Origin of the sequence: Pseudoalteromonas prydzensis (assembly GCF_001661495.1) — a bacterium.
Classification (GTDB): Bacteria; Pseudomonadota; Gammaproteobacteria; order Enterobacterales; family Alteromonadaceae; genus Pseudoalteromonas; species Pseudoalteromonas prydzensis.
In genome coordinates this window covers 13,875-30,207 of the sequence record NZ_BDDT01000015.1, presented here as the reverse complement: position 1 = coordinate 30,207, position 16,333 = coordinate 13,875, and the positions used below count along the sequence as shown (strand labels likewise).

Below are 16,333 nucleotides of genomic sequence, written 5' to 3'. Positions count from 1 at the left end.
CACGACATGATAAAGCAGTGGTTTAAGTCAGGTTCTCCTTGGATATGGATGACAGGTGGTGCGGTTAGTATCAGTTTGATTTCCGTATTAGGGTTATTAGCCATGATCGCTTGGAAAGGATTAAGCTTTTTCTGGCCATCACAAGTTGTACAATTAGAGCTACAAGGCTCAGTTGCACAGCAAACGGTAATCGGTGAAATTTACGATCGTGAAATGGTGCCTAAATCGCGCCTTGAAGCAACCGGTGTTGATTTATCTGGTTTTGATAAAGAGCACCTAGAGCGCTTTTTGATTAAAACGGGTAACCGTGAATACGTTGATTTAGATTTTCGTTGGGTGCTTGAAACTGACATAAAATCAAACACAAAACCTGCCGCTATCGCCGTATTTGAGCGTAGTAAAAACGGTAACTTTTATGGTTATGTGGAAAGTGTAATAAAAGACGGTCAAGTTATTACTGACAATAAAAATGCAGTGCTTGAAGAGCTAGTTGAGCGGGCTGTTGAGTTAAACGAGCAAGCGCTTGATTTACAAAATGGCGATATTGGTCATATCAACTATCAGTTAGAACGCCTGCGTTTAGAAGAAAAGTCATACCTGCTTGATGATGCGTTGACCGATGAGCGCGTAGCAGAACTTGCACAGCAGCGCGCTGATTTAAGAGCTGAATACGGCGAGTTAGAAAAGCAATTATTTGCGCTACGTAAACAAGCCAAGCGTGACCAAGTTACAGTAAAAGATATGCGCGGTGAAATTGTTACTTTACCGTTATACCAAGTACTGGATTTTTGGTTTCCAAATGACATGGGCTTTTTTGCGAAACTAGGTCACTATTTTGTACAGCTAGGTAAATTTGTTGCGGATGATCCGCGCGAAGCCAATACCGAAGGCGGCGTATTCCCTGCCATATTTGGTACTGTATTTATGGTTATGTTAATGGCCGTGATTGTTACCCCATTTGGTGTTGTTGCCGCGATTTACTTACACGAATATGCTGCTAAAAATGCGGTTACTAAGATGATCCGTATCGCGGTGATCAACTTAGCCGGTGTACCATCGATTGTTTATGGGGTATTTGGTTTAGGGTTTTTTGTTTATGTGTTAGGTGGCAGCTTAGATCAGTTATTCTACCCTGAAGCATCACCGAGCCCAGTATTTGGTACGCCAGGGGTGATGTGGTCAGCATTGACGTTGGCAATTTTGACTTTACCAGTTGTGATAGTATCAACTGAAGAAGGTTTATCACGTATTCCAAGCACAGTTCGTCACGGTTCTTTAGCGCTGGGTGCAACGCAAGCAGAAACGTTGTGGCGTATTATAGTGCCAATGGCAAGCCCAGCGATTATGACTGGGTTAATATTAGCGGTTGCTCGTGCTGCCGGTGAAGTAGCGCCATTGATGCTGGTAGGTGTTGTTAAAATGGCACCGACACTGCCGCTTGATGGTAACTTTCCGTATTTTCACTTAGATCGCAAATTCATGCACTTAGGCTTTCATATATACGATGTAGGTTTCCAAAGCCCGAATGTTGAAGCGGCTCGTCCGTTGGTTTATGCCACCGCATTCTTGCTGGTATCAGTGATTATTGCTCTGAATATTACCGCAATCGGTATACGTAACCATTTACGTGAAAAGTTTAGATCGCTTGATCAATAATTAGTAAAGATTTTATAGGTAACAAACATGATTACAGTCGCTCCACAAGTAAACCAAGCAAACGGTAGTTTGAAGTTGGATTTAGAAAATTTAAGCACCGAGCAAACAGCACTCGAGATCAAAAACTTAGATCTTTACTATGGTGAAAAGCAAGCGCTTAGCTCCGTGAGCATGAGCATACCTAAAGGCCAAGTAACCGCGTTTATCGGGCCATCGGGTTGTGGTAAATCAACATTACTACGCTGTATTAATCGCATGAATGATTTGGTTGATAGTTGCCGCATTGAAGGTGAAATATTACTTCACGGGCAAAACATCTATGATAAAAGCGTCGATGTTGCAGCGCTGCGCCGTAATGTCGGGATGGTGTTTCAGCGCCCGAATCCATTTCCTAAATCAATCTACGAAAATGTGGTTTATGGCCTACGCTTACAAGGCATCAAAGAAAAGCGTAAATTAGATGAAGTTGTTGAACAGTCACTGCGAGGGGCTGCGTTGTGGGATGAAGTAAAAGACCGTCTTCACGATAGTGCGTTTGGTTTATCGGGTGGTCAGCAGCAACGTTTAGTGATTGCCCGCTCTATAGCTATTGAGCCAGAAGTGTTATTACTTGATGAACCAACATCTGCATTGGATCCTATTTCAACACTGGTAATTGAAGAGCTAATCAACGATTTAAAAAATAAGTTTACCGTAGTTATCGTTACCCACAACATGCAACAAGCGGCGCGGGTTTCTGATCAAACGGCCTTTATGTATATGGGTGAATTAATTGAGTACTCAAATACTAATACGTTATTTACCACCCCAGCGAAAAAGAAAACAGAAGACTATATTACCGGTCGTTACGGCTAGTAAGCAGTCATACAGCGTCTGGGTGTCGTGAACGATTTTGATAAGAAGGTAGACAATGGAACACAATATTAATAAGCATATTTCTGGCCGCTTCAATCAAGAGCTAGAAAACGTTCGTAACCATGTATTAAGCATGGGTGGTTTGGTTGAACAACAACTAAATAGCGCGCTTGATGCGGTAAGTAATGGCGATGCTGAATTAGCGCGCAAAGTGCGCGAAAACGACTATAAAGTCAATGCTATGGAAGTGAACATTGATGAAGAATGTACCCGTATTATTGCCCGTCGCCAGCCAGCGGCCAGCGATTTACGGTTAGTGGTAGCAATCGCTAAAACCATTGCCGATTTAGAGCGGATTGGTGATGAAGCTGAGCGCATTGCTAAAGTTGCGCTTGATTCATTTACTAAAGATCAACAAGATTTGTTGGTGAATATTGAAAATATGGGTCGCCAAGTTTCTAAAATGCTGCATGATGTACTCGATGCTTTTGCGCGTATGGATGTGCAAAAAGCATTTGAAGTGCATAAAGAAGATGCCAAGGTTGACCGCGAATACGAAGCAATTACGCGACAAATAATGACTTATATGATGGAAGACCCGCGCTCAATTCCAAAAATTATGGATTTAGTGTGGTCAGTGCGTTCATTAGAGCGCATTGGCGATCGCTGTCAAAATATCTCTGAGTACATTATTTATTTTGTTAATGGCAAAGATATTCGTCATACATCTCAAGAAGATATCGAAAAATCGTTATAAATTATTCGTTATCCTCCTTTTTTATTAATGCGGCTAATTGCCGCTTTTAATGTTTTCGTTATAATTATAATGCTGCTCGGGCGCGAGGGATGTAATAAAAGCATTCACAATCGCGGTGAATGCTGTAAAATTCACGCCGCAAAGCATACTAATTTGATTTAAGGGTCAGTTATGCCTACAAACGCATTTCTAGGGGTATTTGCAAAATCTCCTATAAAGCCAATGGAAGATCACATCAAGAAGGTACATCAAGCAAGTAAAGCTTTGATCCCTTTTTTCAATCATGTATTTAAAGAAGAGTGGCAACAAGCAGAAGAGATTCGCTTGAACATTCGTAATTTAGAACGTGAAGCCGACGATATGAAAAGAAATATACGTTTACAACTGCCGCGTGGTTTATTCATGCCGGTAGAGCGTACAGATCTACTCGAACTCGTCACCCAGCAAGACAAAATTGCTAATAAAGCAAAAGACATTGCTGGTCGTGTAATTGGTCGTGAGATGACCATACCAAAAGAAATTCAAGTTGATTTTCTAGCTTATGTAACTCGTTGTGTTGATGCCACTAAACAAGCATCAAATGCAATTAATGAGTTAGATGAGTTATTAGAGACTGGTTTTAAAGGTCGCGAAGTGACCTTAGTCGAAAAAATGCTCGTTGAATTGGATGCAATTGAACAAGACACGGATGATATGCAAATCAAAATACGTCGTCAGTTACGCGCCGTTGAAGATGGACTAAATCCAGTTGATGTAATGTTTTTATATAAAATCATCGAGTGGGTCGGCGAACTGGCAGATATTGCAGAACGCGTAGGTTCACGTCTTGAGCTGATGTTAGCTCGTTAATTTATACTCAGTTCAATAACGAAAGATTAGGGTTACACAATGGATATCATTGCATCTTATGGCACGGTATTAATTTTAATTGCCGCAGCAGTCGGTTTTTTTATGGCTTATGGTATTGGCGCGAATGACGTTGCTAATGCGATGGGCACATCGGTAGGTTCAAAAGCATTAACCATTAAACAAGCAATTTTTATTGCGATGATTTTTGAATTTGCGGGCGCCTACTTAGCTGGCGGTGAGGTAACATCGACAATTCGTAAAGGTATTATCGATTCAACACCATTTTTAGAACTTCCCGAATTAATGGTATTGGGTATGATCTCGGCATTATTTGCAGCCGGTAGTTGGTTGCTAATTGCATCTTTCTTAGGTTGGCCGGTATCTACTACACACTCAATTATTGGCGCGATTATTGGTTTTGCCTTAGTTGCAGTTGGCAGCGAAGCGATTCAGTGGAATAAAGTAGCAGGCATTGTTGGGAGTTGGATTGTAACCCCTGCAATTTCAGGCTTTATTGCGTATTTGATCTTCATGAGTGCGCAAAAACTAATTTTTGATACCGATGCACCACTTAAAAACGCTAAACGCTATGTACCAATTTATATGGGTCTAGCGGGCTTTATCATGTCTTTGGTTACCATCAAAAAAGGCTTAAAGCATATTGGTATTAATATCGGTGCGGTTGAAGGTTATTTATTAGCCGTCGGTATTGCTGTGATTGTAGCTATTATTGGTAAGATTGTTATCTCTCGCTTAAAGATAGATCCAAAAGCCGATAAGAAAATGCAATTTAATAATGTTGAGAAAGTGTTCGCTATCTTAATGGTATTGACAGCATGTTGTATGGCCTTTGCGCATGGTTCGAATGACGTTGCTAACGCCATTGGTCCACTTGCTGCAGTTGTAAACATTGTTGAAAACAATGGTGAAATAGCTAAACAAGCGTCAATCGCATGGTGGATTTTACCACTAGGTGGCTTTGGTATTGTTGCGGGTCTTGCTATTTTAGGTAAGAAAGTAATCAAAACCATTGGTGAAGGCATTACCCATTTAACACCAAGTCGTGGTTTTGCTGCTGAATTAGCCGCAGCATCTACGGTTGTTATTGCATCAGGTACTGGCTTACCAATTTCTACCACCCAAACCTTAGTTGGCGCGGTGTTAGGGGTAGGTATGGCTCGTGGTATTGCTGCACTTAACATGGGTGTGATCAGAAACATTGTAGTTTCTTGGGTAATTACGTTGCCAGTTGGCGCTGCCCTTGCTATTGTTATTTTCTACATACTAAGAACTGCCTTTGGAGTTTAAATCCAGCAGCTTTTGAGTATTACAGACTTTTAGCTTGAAAAGATCTCAATGCCCTTGGTGTTGGGGTCTTTTTATTTGTGGGTAAAGAAAGTATGACGAACTTACCAAGTATTAAACAACTGCAGTATTTATTGGCAGTTCATCAGCATCAGCACTTTGGACGCGCAGCAAGTGCGTGTTTCATCGGGCAGTCAACACTCAGTAGTGCGATTCAAACCCTTGAAGAAACACTCGGTTGCCAACTCATCGAACGTGAAAACCGCAGCTTGATGTTCACCGCCATCGGTGAAGAAGTGGTCGAGCGGGCACGAAAAATTATTGATGATACACTCAGTGTTAGAGAGCTGACTAAAAGTCATTTAACACCACTAAGCGGTACGCTCACACTCGGTGTTATTCCAACCATTGCTAGTTTTATTGCCGCGCCTTTATATCACCTTTGTCAGCAACAATTTGCCGATTTAGAGCTGGTTCTGGTTGAAGATACCAGCGATAGCTTGCTGGATAAGTTAGAGCATGGTCATATCGATATGGCCTTGTTAGCACTACCTTATGATACAGAGAAGTTTCATACCCAAGTGCTCGCGCAAGATCATTTTTGTTTAGTGCATCACAAAGATTACTTACCCGCTAAAAACATTGAAGATTTTAACTTGCTCCCTGAAGCCAGCGTGTTCTTATTAGAGCGAGAGCATTGTATGACGGGGCATGCGCTCAGTGCATGTCACTTGAACCGTTCCAGTTGTATCAACCCGTTTGAAGCCGCTAGTTTGCATACATTGCTGAGCATGGTTGAGCACCAGCTAGGGGTGACGTTTTTACCGCAAATGGCGATTAACGCCGGTATTTTAGCGCATAAGAATATGCTAGCAACGCCTTCGCAAGGTGATGCATACCGTGATATTGGCATTTTATGGCGCAAAACCACCGGACGCATTCGAGACTTTCGCTTATTTAGCCAAATGCTAGAGGGCTTTTTAAAGCAGCAGTGCCGTTTAATACCATCTATGCAGGAATAGCTCATTTAGGTGAGCTTTTTCATTTATTTTAATTTATTTTCATCTTTTCCAAACTATCTTCCTCGCACTATCGACTAACCTAATAAGTAAAATAACTAAGCATCGAGAATCGTGTTTTTTCAATCAATAGAAACATTAATCGCCAAAGCACAGCAAGGGAATAAACGCGCCTGGCTTAAGTTGGTTAAACAGCATGAAAGCCAAGTTTATAACTATTGCTTGCGCATGCTTAGTAACCCTGATGATGCTATGGATTTAATGCAAGAGGTGTTTATCTCTGTGTATAAAAGTTTGCCAAGTTTTCGTGGTGAATCAAGTTTTAACACTTGGGTGTTCCAGATAGTACACCGTCGCAGCGTTGAGTATTATCGTCGTCGCAAGCATTTCCAGAGTCTTGATGAAGTGCCTGAACAGGCATGTGAGCACAGCGAGCTGGAGAGCAATCAGTTAGTGCAAGTTCAACATCAACAATTAACAACGATGTTAAATAACTTACCGTGGGAGCAACGTTTAGTAGTGGAGCTAAAGTTTTTTCAGCATTGCACTTTTGAAGAGATTGCAGAGCAACTGGATATTTCCACAAATACCGCCAAGTCACGATTATACAGTGCATTAGGCAAGTTAAAGGTTCATTTGGAGGCCGTTGATGGCTAATTTAGAGGCGCTTTTTGAGCAATGGTTAGAGGGGAACGTTTTAAGTGATGCGCAATTACAGCAGCTTGAAAATGACCCTGAATATCGTGCGCTCATGAGCCAAGCACAAGTTTGGCAACAACATAGTCGCGAATATAACACAGTGCCAGTACCACAATGGGATCGCCAATCAACGATGCCACAGGTCGCTTCAGAGAGCGTATTTGGTGTGGCCGGTATATGGGCTGTTGCAGCATCAGTCATGATTTGTTCGCTGGTATTTTTAGTTATGCCGCAGCAACAGGCTCCCGAATTACTGGATCAGGTCGCGAAACAAACGCAGTTATTAGAGTCACAGCAAAAGCAAATTGACCAACTGCAAAAAATTATAACGGCGCAAAATGAATTACAACAGCAACACATGTATCAACTGGCTAAAGAGGCGATTGCCACAGGACGCGTCGAACGCCAAGAAGACATTAATAGCTTAATTACCTATATCAAAACCCTGCGTGCTCAAGATCAAGCGTATCTGCGGATGCAGCTAAACGACTTAGCCGAACAAGTACAAGAGCAGCCAATGGCCGCCATTGCGAAAAACCAGGAGTAAAGAGCATGAATAAAAAACTTATCAGCAGCGCTATCATTGCGGTTATTGGTTGTGCAGCTGGCAACCTGCAAGCAAAAGCCCCTGCAGAATTGGCCGCTATCCAGCGCGAAGTCGGTATTATGGAAAATATTTTAAGTAGCGCTTTAAAGCAGGATACCGATAAAAAGATCCGCGCAATTTCTGCTAACTACTTTGTTGGTCAAGGCGTGGTATTTGAGCTGGATGTTAGAGGCGCAAGTCGTTGGCAGACCATTTTTAGTAACGCGCCAAATGCGCCATTGCCACCGTTGCCCGACATTGATTTTTCAAATGTGGATGTTGAATTCATCACTGAGCATGTTGAAGTATTAAGTGAGCAGGCTGTTGAATCATCACGTGAAGCTTACCAACAAGCGATGGAAGTTATGCGCGAAGGTGCGGAGCGAGTACGTGAGATTGCTGAGCAAGAGCGCGATGTTAGCCGAGATTTACGTGAGTTGGAACGTGAAAAGCGTGATTTAGAATTTGCTAGCCGCCATGATAATAGCGCCGAAGCCAAAGAGCTTGAACAACGTAAAAAAACACTCGAAAAAGATATCGCTAAGCTTGAAAAGCAACAAACTACACTCACAAAACAGCAGCAGCAGTTACGCCAAGATATCACCGCAAAACAAGCTGAGCGTGAAAAGCAACAAGCAGCAGAGCAGCAAAAGCTGCTCGCACAGGTTAATAACAGTATTAGTTTAACGCTTTGTGACTATGGCAGTGGTTTACGTAGTTTGCCAAACGATGAGCGTGTCAGTTTCGTACTCAAAGGTTTGGCTGATAAAAACCAGAGTTTGATCAAAGTATTCACTAAGGCAGATATAAAAAAATGCGTAGTGGGTGACATTAAAGCCAGCGAGTTAGCCCTTAAAGCAATTAGCTATCAGTTTTAATGGCACGGTAAAAAATCCCTGACCAATAAAGCAGCCGATTATAAAGGCTGCTTTTCATTATGTCCTTCATACTCAAACTGTTTATTGAACGGCGTAATATCGGGTAAAAACAATAAATACACCCACACCACTAAATTAAAATAGGGTACCAGCCCTAAGCAAGTAAATGTTGTTACCGGGTAGCCTTTACGTTCGGCGTTACGGTAGCATTGGTAAGTTATCCCTAAGTTTACCACTAGTAATAGCACGATTAATTGCGTCATAATTCACTCCATAAATTGACAATAATACTAATAACAATATGTTATCTGTTACGTAGTATGTTGTGGTCATTCGGTGATGTCATGTTATTTTTTGATAATCAGTATAATAACAAGACATTTGCCAAGCGATAGACAAAGTATAGATGAGTTATTCTAAGATGGAAGTAAAAAATCAGCTTGAATTGTTTAAAAATGTAACAGTTCTAGCTAGGTGATTGTTCGTAAAAAGTTTTGTTTTCAGAAATTTTTTGTAATTGATGTTTAATTTTTTCTATCGGTACAGGACGAGAAATAAAGTATCCTTGCCCGTAGTCAACGCCAATTTCCTTCAGCGCTAAAAAAATCTCTTTATTTTCTACATACTCAGCTACAGAGCGCTTATCTAGCGAGCGGCTAATATCATTAATTGCTTTAACGAGTGCTAAATCAATCGGATCATTGAGCATATCACGAACAAATGAGCCATCTATTTTCACGTGTTGCGCAGGCAGTTGCTTAAGATAATTAAAGGTACTAAAGCCTGTTCCAAAGTCATCTATTGAGAAATGGCAGCCCAAGCGATTGAGTTTCTCAATCATTAGTCGGGTGGCCGTCAGGTTATTAATACTGGCTGATTCGGTGATTTCAAAAATAACCCGAGTCGGAACGACCTGACACTTTTCAAGAGTGGATTCGATATGTGGTAATAAGCGTTCATCTAAAAACGATTGCGCCGAGAGGTTAATTGCAACTTGATTTAGTTCGGGATTGACTGCGATGGCAGCAATGGCATTGCTGATCACACATTGATCCATCAAGTAGGTATCGTTTAGTAATTCCAATGATGGAATAAATTGATTGGGGAAGATCAGCTCACCATCGAGTTTTAATCGTAATAGCGCTTCAAAATAAGCGACGCCACCTTGTTTGAAATTCCAAATTGGTTGGTAATGTAATTCAATTTGGTTTTGCTGCAGCGCTTGGCGAATACTGTGTCCCCACTCCAAGCCAGCTTGCAAGGTGTTATGGTTGGCATCTTCTTTTGAGTAACAATGCACTAAATTACGACCTAAGCTTTTTGCAACATATAAAGCAATATCGGCTTGTTTTAAACATTCACTCGGATCGTGGTTGGCGGCTGTGATCTGCGTTAAGCCTATCGAGCAGCTGATTGAATACACTTGCTCTTCAGATTTAAACTGATGGCCTTCAATTGCCATACAAATGCTTTCTGCGATTAAGTGCGCATCAAGCAAGCTCATATTCTTTAAGATCACTGCAAATTCGTCACCACCGATACGACACACTAAGTGCTCGTCACTGATATTGGCGGTAAATAGCTGTGCCACTTCTTTTAGGACGATATCACCTTGTTGATGGCCTTTACTGTCATTAATAATTTTAAAGTGGTCAAGGTCGATATAAATTAAGGCGTGCTCTATGTCGCCATAGGTGCGTTGTGGTTGGCAAATTCGATTCAGTTGTTGATCAAAATAATAGCGATTATGTAAACCTGTTAAGGTGTCATGTAAGGCCAAATGACGTAGCTGTAATTCAGCTTGCTTACGCTCATGAATATTATCGATAGTGGCGGTTATCGTTGCCGCATTACTACTGTTTTTGATCAGTTGTAAACGACACTCAACCCAGATAGCGCGACCATCTTTATGAATAATTTGTACTTCTACCTGCTGTTGCAAAGCGCCGCCTTGCAAAATACTGCTAATGGTATCAAGCAGCTTTTCTTTACAGTCATTAATACAAAAGTCAGAGAGTGCTTTGGTTAAGGTTTGTTTTATGCCAAAACCACTGAGTGCTTCCCAAGCAGGGTTGATAAAACGAATTCGCCCTTGTTGATCAAATTCAAGCACCACAGTATTTAGGTGTAACAGGATCCGTTGATGGGCTGAAAACAGCTCTTTATAACGATTTTGACTTTGGCTGAGCTGCTCAACCTTTTGCGCAAACTCGGCATAACTGACCATAAAATCTTCGCGACGTGCAGCATGGTCGCATACTTTTGTGAGCAATGAATGCTCGTAGGGCGCACGAATGAAATCAGTAACACCCGAAAGTAGCAGTTGCTCAGCATGGTTTGCATCTTTCGTGTCGATAATGGTTACAATGGCTTGCTTTGGATTATGCTGTAAAATTTCTTCAACTAATTGGCTTGCAGCTCCGGCATTTTCGGCGGTTGCATCAAGTAATACGATGGCAAACTTTTGTTGTAAATAGATAGCTAGCGCTTGTTTATTATTAGCAACATGGGTACAGGCAAAGTTGAGTTGTAAGTGTTGTGTTATTTCGGCTGCTTTAGCGCTGTCGGCTTCAAGCAGCAATAAGTCTAAGCGGCTGCTTTTTTCTAAATGAGTCGATAACACATTCGCTAACACTTGCGGTAGCATATCTTGGCGCTCAAATGGCAGTACCGCATCTATGCCGTAACTACGAGCAGTGGTTTCTGCTATACGCTCACAATAAATAGGTGGCGTGAGTACGATTGGGGTGTTTTTTGGGGTTTTTAATAACCCAGAACGGATCATCCGCGAGAATCGCCAACCATCGATTTTACCAACATTGAGCCCGGTAATAATGACATCAACAGCTTGAGACTTTAAAATTTCGAGGGCTTGCTGGCTGTCGGCTACTTCAAGAAAAGTAAATACATTAAGTCGACTTAAGGTTGACTTAACTGCCTGACGCTCAGCGACACTGGCATTTAAGATCAGCAAACTTAGCTGCTTAGCCATCTATGTCATACCTCTTTTCAACCCAACTTTAATTCAGTCCAGTAGAATAATGCCATTTGTCCCGAACCACAAGAGAACATTCAGGGTATTTTTATTCAGGCCGTTGGTTGAGCTAATAGCGCGATACAGTTAAACTTGGCGCGACTTTTTTGATCTGGATATATCCTATGCGCGTGGCCGATTTTAGCTTTGACCTACCTGATGAATTAATTGCTCGTTTTCCTAAACAGGATCGAACCAGCAGCCGTTTACTGACTTTAGATGGCCCAAGTGGCACAGTTGAACATAAGGTTTTTAGTGATGTTCTTGATTTAGTAAATGAAAATGACTTGTTGGTATTTAACAATACTAAAGTGATCCCCGCGCGAATGTACGGCCAAAAAGCATCAGGCGGTAAATTGGAAGTGCTGGTAGAGCGAGTGCTTGATGAGCATCGTGTGCTTGCCCATGTCCGCGCCAGCAAATCGCCTAAACCTGGCACAATCATTATTCTTGAAGGCAAAGCTGAAGCGACCATGGTTGGGCGTCATGGTGAATTGTTTGAATTGGACTTTACGGGTGAGCAAAATGTGCTGGAAATTTTAAACGATATTGGTCATATGCCTTTACCGCCGTACATTGATCGCCCAGATACCGACGAAGACCGTAAACGTTATCAAACCGTGTATGGCGAAAAGCCTGGCGCCGTTGCGGCACCTACTGCAGGCCTGCATTTTGATGACTCGCTAATGGCGGCATTAAAAGCGAAAGGCGTAAACATGGCCTTTGTTACTTTGCATGTAGGCGCGGGTACGTTTCAACCAGTGCGGGTAGATTCGGTTGATGATCATATAATGCACTCAGAGTATATTGAAGTACCCGATGATGTGGTGGCCGCAGTGGCAGCCACGAAAGCCAAAGGCGGCCGCGTTATTGCCGTGGGGACAACGTCGGTTCGTTCACTTGAATCGGCGGCTAAAATACATGGCGGGCAATTAGCTAGCTACTTTGGCGATACGGATATCTTTATTTATCCGGGTTACCAATTTAATGTGGTTGATGCCATGGTGACTAACTTTCACCTATCAGAATCGACACTTATTATGCTGGTCAGTGCGTTTGCTGGGCAGGAAAATATTATGAGTGCTTATCAAACTGCAATCGAACAAAAGTATCGCTTTTTCAGTTACGGTGATGCGATGTTTCTGACTCGGAAATAAAGCCTTCTTAAATCAGTTTAGAACCCAGCAAAATGCTGGGTTTTTTTACTTTTAATTTCAGCTTTTAGCCCAATTAATAGTAATGCCATAGTAACTAATGGTAGAATCGAGCGGTTAAATTATAGCTTGTTGGACTGTTTTTCTGACATTGAGGATGATATGAAATTTGAATTAGACCGTACAGACGGTAAAGCCCGCCGTGGCCGCTTGATTTTTGAGCGAGGCGTAGTAGAAACGCCAGCATTTATGCCAGTAGGTACTTATGGCACCGTTAAAGGCATGACCCCAGATGAGGTAAAAGATACTGGCGCGCACATTTGTTTAGGTAATACCTTTCACTTAATGCTACGCCCTGGCACTGAAATCATCAAACAGCATGGTGGCTTACATGGCTTTATGAACTGGGATCGCCCTATACTAACTGACTCAGGCGGTTTCCAAGTGTTTAGTTTAGGTGCAATGCGTAAAATCAGCGAAGAAGGTGTGTTATTTAGTTCGCCAGTAAATGGTGAAAAAATCATGCTTTCGCCAGAAAAAGCGATGCAAGTGCAACGTGACTTAGGCTCAGACATCGTGATGATTTTTGACGAATGTACGCCTTATCCAGCCACAGAAAAAGAAGCAAAAGAGTCAATGGAGTTATCGCTTCGTTGGGCTAAGCGTTCAAAAGAAGGCCATGGTGACAATCCATCAGCCTTGTTTGGTATTATTCAAGGCGGTATGTATCCTGAGTTACGCGCACAATCACAAGCCGGATTAGAAGAAATTGGCTTTGATGGTTATGCATTAGGTGGCTTATCTGTGGGTGAGCCTAAGAATGAGATGATCAACATTCTTGATCATTGTGCCTATAAAATGCCAGAGAACAAGCCGCGTTACCTGATGGGCGTAGGCAAACCAGAAGATTTAGTTGAAGCTGTGCGTCGTGGTATCGACATGTTTGACTGTGTAATGCCAACCCGTAATGCGCGTAATGGTCACTTATTTATTACTGGTGGCATTGTTAAAATTCGCAACGCAGTACATAAAACAGACACAGCTCCACTGGATCCAGAGTGTGATTGCCATACGTGTAAGAATTATTCGCGTGCGTACCTACATCATCTTGATAAATGCAACGAAATTTTAGGTGCACGACTAAACACTATTCATAACTTGCGTTATTATCAGCGTGTTATGGAAGGTTTACGTAATGCGATCAGTGAAGGCAAGTTAGATGAATTCGTAAATGATTTTTATGCACGCCGCGGCCAAGAAGTGCCAGAGCTTGCAGAGACCACAAATTAAATTTTAAAAATTAAAGAGGAAGTGTTATGAGTTTATTTATTTCAAACGCCCACGCAAGTGCGGCAGGTGCAGCTCCAGCCGGTGGTGGTTATGAGATGTTGATTATGCTAGCTATTTTTGGCCTAGTATTTTATTTCTTAATTTACCGTCCGCAAGCTAAACGCGTAAAAGAGCATAAAGCGCTAATGAATGCGATGGCGAAAGGCGACGAAGTATTAACCCAAGGTGGTTTAGTGGGTAAAATCGCTAAAATCTCTGAGGATAAAGACTTCATCGTTATTTCACTAAATGATCAAGCTGAAGTGACAGTACAAAAATCAGCAGTATCAGCGGTATTGCCGAAAGGCACAATGAAGTCGCTATAATAATAAAAAGAAGGACGCCCACGTGTTAAACAAGTTTCCAGTATGGAAGTATTTACTTGTTCTAGCTGTGATTGCGATAGGTCTTTTATATGCCTCTCCTAATTTGTATGGTCGTGATCCGGCCATACAAATTTCAGGTACTAAAGGAACCGATGCCGATCTCAGTGTTGTAGACAAAGTAAACGCGACCCTCAAAGAACACAACGTAACCGCTAAGTCAGTCGTTTTAGAAAGTGGTCAAGTGTTGATCCGTTTCAAAAACGTTGAAGAGCAACTTAAAGCGCAAGACTTATTGCGTGATTCATTAAGTGAAGACTACATCTCAGCCATTAACATGGCCCCGGCGCAACCTCATTGGTTAAAAGCCCTTGGTGGCAATCCAATGAAATTGGGCTTGGATTTAAGTGGCGGTGTTCACTTTACGATGGAAATCGACATGGTGACAGCGGTTGATAACGCGCTGGAACAGATGGATCAAGACTATAAAAGTGACTTACGTGAAGAAAAACTGCGTTATCGCACCGTTCGTCGCGTGGCGGGTACTGAACGTCTGCGCGTTGAAATGCGCAGCGAAGAAGACAAAGACGCTGCAGAGCGCTTCTTACAGTCACGTTACCCATTACACATTTTCATTGATGATAGTTCAAACGATAATGCATTTTATGCCAGCCTTAGTGATCAAAAGCTAAAGGAAATTCGTGACTATGCAATCAAGCAAAACGAAACCATTATTCGTAACCGTATCAACCAAATTGGTGTTGCTGAACCGAACGTACAACGCCAAGGTGCTGAGCGTATTATTGTGCAGCTACCTGGTGTACAAGATACCGCTCGAGCGAAAGAGATCTTAGGTGCAACAGCAACCCTAGAGTTTCGTGAAGTAGACGAAAATGCAGATCCTTCAGCCGCGGCACAAGGGCGTATACCTCCTGGCACTGAAATGATCATGAGCCGTGATGGTTACCCAGTTGTTCTAAAAAAACGTATTATTTTAGAAGGTAGCCACATTACTGGCGCGCAATCTGGTGCTGATGAATACCAACGCCCGCAAGTAAGTATTAGCCTTGATAGTAAAGGCGGCGCAAAAATGAATGCCTTTACTAAGCGCGCGATTGGTAAGCGTATGGCAACGGTATTTATTGAGTACAAGCCTTCTGGTAAAACAGACGCAAATGGCAAAGCGCTACCACCAATTAAAGTGGAAGAAGTCATTAACGTTGCAACTATTCAAGCGCGTCTTGATCGTTCATTCCGTATTACCGGCATTGATAACCCTGCTGAAGCACATAACCTAAGTTTATTATTACGTGCTGGTGCTTTAGTGGCGCCAATTCAGATTGTTGAAGAGCGTACGGTAGGGCCAAGCTTAGGACAAGAAAATATTGAAGCGGGTATGACCGCAGTTGCATTAGGCTTCTTATTTGTATTGATCTTTATGTTGGTTTACTACAAAGGCTTTGGCTTAGTGGCAAATATTGCTCTAGCAGCTAACTTAGTACTGATTGTTGGTGTGATGTCACTTATTCCAGGTGCTGCATTAACACTACCAGGTATTGCCGGTATTGTATTAACCGTAGGTATGGCCGTTGATGCCAACGTACTAATATTTGAGCGTATTCGTGAAGAGTTGGCTGATGGACGTAGTCCGCAACAGGCCGTTCACCATGGTTATGACAGTGCCTTTAGTACAATTTTTGATGCTAATATTACTACCTTAATTGCTGCAATTATCTTATTTGCAGTGGGTACAGGTCCAATTGCAGGTTTCGCAGTAACACTCGCGATTGGTATTATCACCTCAATGTTTACAGCCATTGTTGGTACCCGTGCGGTGATCAACTTATGTATTGGTGGTAAGCGCATTGATAAGCTGTCAATTTAAGGAG

15 protein-coding genes are annotated in these 16,333 nt (G+C 42.1%); 13 read left to right on the top strand and 2 right to left on the bottom strand.

What is annotated here, in order from left to right; genetic code table 11:
* Positions 1–6: 6 nt before the first annotated feature.
* The 9 genes from pstA (at position 7) to A7968_RS19170 (ending at position 8,604) form a co-directional block, all read left to right on the top strand.
* Positions 7–1,656, top strand: coding sequence for a phosphate ABC transporter permease PstA (pstA, locus tag A7968_RS19210; RefSeq protein WP_064668159.1), 1,650 nt, complete (start codon positions 7–9; stop codon positions 1,654–1,656).
* 27 nt (positions 1,657–1,683) lie between these two features.
* Positions 1,684–2,511, top strand: coding sequence for a phosphate ABC transporter ATP-binding protein PstB (gene pstB / locus A7968_RS19205; protein ID WP_064668158.1), 828 nt, complete (start codon positions 1,684–1,686; stop codon positions 2,509–2,511).
* A gap of 55 nt (positions 2,512–2,566) precedes the next feature.
* Positions 2,567–3,268: a phosphate signaling complex protein PhoU gene (gene phoU, locus A7968_RS19200; protein WP_064668157.1), complete on the top strand. Its 702-nt coding sequence runs from the start codon at positions 2,567–2,569 to the stop codon at positions 3,266–3,268.
* 171 nt (positions 3,269–3,439) lie between these two features.
* Positions 3,440–4,117, top strand: coding sequence for a TIGR00153 family protein (locus A7968_RS19195; RefSeq protein ID WP_064668156.1), 678 nt, complete (start codon positions 3,440–3,442; stop codon positions 4,115–4,117).
* Positions 4,118–4,156: 39 nt separating this feature from the next.
* Entirely contained in the window at positions 4,157–5,425 is a 1,269-nt protein-coding gene (locus A7968_RS19190) for an inorganic phosphate transporter (protein ID WP_064668155.1), read from the top strand.
* A 92-nt stretch (positions 5,426–5,517) separates the two neighbouring features.
* A complete protein-coding gene (locus A7968_RS19185; RefSeq protein WP_064668224.1) occupies positions 5,518–6,444 on the top strand; it encodes a hydrogen peroxide-inducible genes activator in 927 nt (308 codons plus the stop codon).
* A 111-nt stretch (positions 6,445–6,555) separates the two neighbouring features.
* Positions 6,556–7,098 carry an RNA polymerase sigma factor gene (locus tag A7968_RS19180; protein ID WP_064668154.1) on the top strand — a complete coding sequence of 181 codons (543 nt, stop codon included), beginning with the start codon at positions 6,556–6,558 and terminating at the stop codon, positions 7,096–7,098.
* The gene (locus A7968_RS19175; RefSeq protein ID WP_064668153.1) at positions 7,091–7,687 is read left to right on the top strand and encodes a hypothetical protein; all 597 of its coding nucleotides are present in this window, start codon (positions 7,091–7,093) and stop codon (positions 7,685–7,687) included. The genes A7968_RS19180 and A7968_RS19175 overlap by 8 nt, the downstream gene beginning before the upstream one ends.
* A 5-nt stretch (positions 7,688–7,692) precedes the next feature.
* Positions 7,693–8,604 (top strand): hypothetical protein, encoded by a 912-nt coding sequence (locus A7968_RS19170; RefSeq protein ID WP_064668152.1) that lies wholly within the window; start codon positions 7,693–7,695, stop codon positions 8,602–8,604.
* A 38-nt stretch (positions 8,605–8,642) separates the two neighbouring features.
* On the opposite strand, the gene A7968_RS19165 is transcribed toward A7968_RS19170, so the two are convergent.
* Positions 8,643–8,867 carry a hypothetical protein gene (locus tag A7968_RS19165; protein WP_064668151.1) on the bottom strand — a complete coding sequence of 75 codons (225 nt, stop codon included), beginning with the start codon at positions 8,865–8,867 and terminating at the stop codon, positions 8,643–8,645.
* A 203-nt stretch (positions 8,868–9,070) separates the two neighbouring features.
* Entirely contained in the window at positions 9,071–11,596 is a 2,526-nt protein-coding gene (locus A7968_RS19160; protein WP_064668150.1) for an EAL domain-containing protein, read from the bottom strand.
* A 167-nt stretch (positions 11,597–11,763) separates the two neighbouring features.
* On the opposite strand from A7968_RS19160, the gene queA reads away from it, so the two are divergent.
* The 4 genes from queA (at position 11,764) to secD (ending at position 16,329) form a co-directional block, all read left to right on the top strand.
* Complete coding sequence (gene queA, locus A7968_RS19155; protein WP_064668149.1) at positions 11,764–12,795, top strand: tRNA preQ1(34) S-adenosylmethionine ribosyltransferase-isomerase QueA; 1,032 nt, start codon at positions 11,764–11,766, stop codon at positions 12,793–12,795.
* A 159-nt stretch (positions 12,796–12,954) separates the two neighbouring features.
* Positions 12,955–14,082: a tRNA guanosine(34) transglycosylase Tgt gene (tgt, locus tag A7968_RS19150; RefSeq protein WP_064668148.1), complete on the top strand. Its 1,128-nt coding sequence runs from the start codon at positions 12,955–12,957 to the stop codon at positions 14,080–14,082.
* 26 nt (positions 14,083–14,108) lie between these two features.
* Positions 14,109–14,447, top strand: a complete 339-nt coding sequence (gene yajC / locus A7968_RS19145; RefSeq protein ID WP_016709184.1) for a preprotein translocase subunit YajC — start codon at positions 14,109–14,111, stop codon at positions 14,445–14,447.
* A gap of 22 nt (positions 14,448–14,469) precedes the next feature.
* Positions 14,470–16,329: a protein translocase subunit SecD gene (gene secD, locus A7968_RS19140; RefSeq protein WP_064668147.1), complete on the top strand. Its 1,860-nt coding sequence runs from the start codon at positions 14,470–14,472 to the stop codon at positions 16,327–16,329.
* Positions 16,330–16,333 lie beyond the last annotated feature (4 nt).

Coding starts and splice junctions, on each gene's coding strand:
- A7968_RS19170 (WP_064668152.1), top strand. CDS start 7,693: ATGAATAAAAAACTTATCAGCAGCGCTATCATTGCGGTTATTGGTTGT.
- phoU (WP_064668157.1), top strand. CDS start 2,567: ATGGAACACAATATTAATAAGCATATTTCTGGCCGCTTCAATCAAGAG.
- A7968_RS19175 (WP_064668153.1), top strand. CDS start 7,091: ATGGCTAATTTAGAGGCGCTTTTTGAGCAATGGTTAGAGGGGAACGTT.
- yajC (WP_016709184.1), top strand. CDS start 14,109: ATGAGTTTATTTATTTCAAACGCCCACGCAAGTGCGGCAGGTGCAGCT.
- A7968_RS19160 (WP_064668150.1), bottom strand. CDS start 11,596: ATGGCTAAGCAGCTAAGTTTGCTGATCTTAAATGCCAGTGTCGCTGAG.
- A7968_RS19190 (WP_064668155.1), top strand. CDS start 4,157: ATGGATATCATTGCATCTTATGGCACGGTATTAATTTTAATTGCCGCA.
- pstB (WP_064668158.1), top strand. CDS start 1,684: ATGATTACAGTCGCTCCACAAGTAAACCAAGCAAACGGTAGTTTGAAG.
- A7968_RS19185 (WP_064668224.1), top strand. CDS start 5,518: ATGACGAACTTACCAAGTATTAAACAACTGCAGTATTTATTGGCAGTT.
- queA (WP_064668149.1), top strand. CDS start 11,764: ATGCGCGTGGCCGATTTTAGCTTTGACCTACCTGATGAATTAATTGCT.
- A7968_RS19165 (WP_064668151.1), bottom strand. CDS start 8,867: ATGACGCAATTAATCGTGCTATTACTAGTGGTAAACTTAGGGATAACT.
- A7968_RS19195 (WP_064668156.1), top strand. CDS start 3,440: ATGCCTACAAACGCATTTCTAGGGGTATTTGCAAAATCTCCTATAAAG.
- tgt (WP_064668148.1), top strand. CDS start 12,955: ATGAAATTTGAATTAGACCGTACAGACGGTAAAGCCCGCCGTGGCCGC.
- pstA (WP_064668159.1), top strand. CDS start 7: ATGATAAAGCAGTGGTTTAAGTCAGGTTCTCCTTGGATATGGATGACA.